Source organism: Pseudofrankia coriaricola, assembly GCF_001854805.1.
In the GTDB taxonomy this organism is placed as follows: domain Bacteria; phylum Actinomycetota; class Actinomycetes; order Frankiales; family Frankiaceae; genus Pseudofrankia.
On the sequence record NZ_MBLO01000199.1, the window covers coordinates 1 to 1,217 of the forward strand.

Below are 1,217 nucleotides of genomic sequence, written 5' to 3' on the forward strand. Positions count from 1 at the left end.
GGATGTGAAGAACGTCCCGGGAAGGCCCAAAACGGACAAGCTGGACTCTGTCTGGCTGGCGAAGCTGAACGAGCGCTCGATGCTGCGACGGTCGTTCGTGCCCCCGGCGGACATCCGCCGGATGCGGGACGTCACCCGGATGCGGGTCGACCTCGTCGCGGACCGCACGCGGGTCAAGTAGCGCAGCGAGAAGCTGCTCGAAGGCGCGCTGATCAAGCTGTCATCGGTGGTCTCGGACCTCTTCGGGGTGGCGGGCCGGCGGATCCTCGACGCGCTGGTGGCCGGGGAACGCGACCCGCGCCGGCTCGCGGCGCTCGGGACGGGCCTGAAGGCCTCGCCGGAAGCGCTGACCGCGGCGCTGACCGGCCGGTTCAGCGACCACGACGCGTTCATGCTCAAGATCTACCTGGTGCAGATCGACGCGCTCGACGAGCAACTCGCCGCGCTGTCCGCGCGGGTCGATCAGATGACCGCGGCGATGCCCCTGCCCGCCCGCCGCACCGACACCCCCGGCGCCACTGAGGTCACCGCGGTGCCCGGGGTCGGGACGGTCTCGCCGGTCACCGGTGAAATCATCCCGCCCGCCGGCGGCGCCTGCGCCGGCGGCCCTCCCGCAGGTGGCACGCCCACACCCGCCGTTGGCCGGTCGGAGCCGCGGACGGCCGCGGACCTCGTCGACCTGCTCGACCAGGTCCCCGGGATCGGCAGGGACGCCGCACAGCTGATCCTCGCGGAGATCGGCACGGACATGGCCCCGTTCGCAACCTCCGGGCACCTGGCGTCGTGGGCGAAGCTGACCGCGCGCACGATCCAGACCGGGGCGTCGCTACGAATGGGCCGGACCGGACGCGGCAACCGGTACGTGCGTCGCACACTCGGCACGGCCGCGGCCTCCGTCGCACGCACCAACACCTTCCTCGGGGCACGCCACCGGCGGTTACGCGCCCGCCGCGGCGCGCTGAAGGCCCTCGTCGCCACCAGCCGCACCATCCTGACGATCATCTGGCGGATGGTGCACGACCAGGTGCCGTTCCGGGAACTCGGCGCGGACTACCACACCCGCCAACAGGACCCAGAGAAGCGCAAGCGCGCGCTGGCCCGGCAGATGAAAAACCTCGGGCTCTCTCCCGAGGAAGCCGCCTCGATGCTCGCCGCAGCCTGAGGCCCGACCCGCAACCCTCGCCTACAGAAGGGCCAGCCGGCAGCCACACCCGAAC

2 protein-coding genes are annotated in these 1,217 nt (G+C 72.0%); both read left to right on the forward strand.

All coding sequences use genetic code 11. From position 1 onward, the window contains the following. The coding region (locus BCD48_RS52415) for an IS110 family transposase (protein WP_198543346.1) at window positions 1–181 on the forward strand (181 nt) is incomplete at its 5' end. Between the two features lie 45 nt (window positions 182–226). Then, window positions 227–1,162: a transposase gene (locus BCD48_RS22000; RefSeq protein ID WP_071050288.1), complete on the forward strand. Its 936-nt coding sequence runs from the start codon at window positions 227–229 to the stop codon at window positions 1,160–1,162. Window positions 1,163–1,217 lie beyond the last annotated feature (55 nt).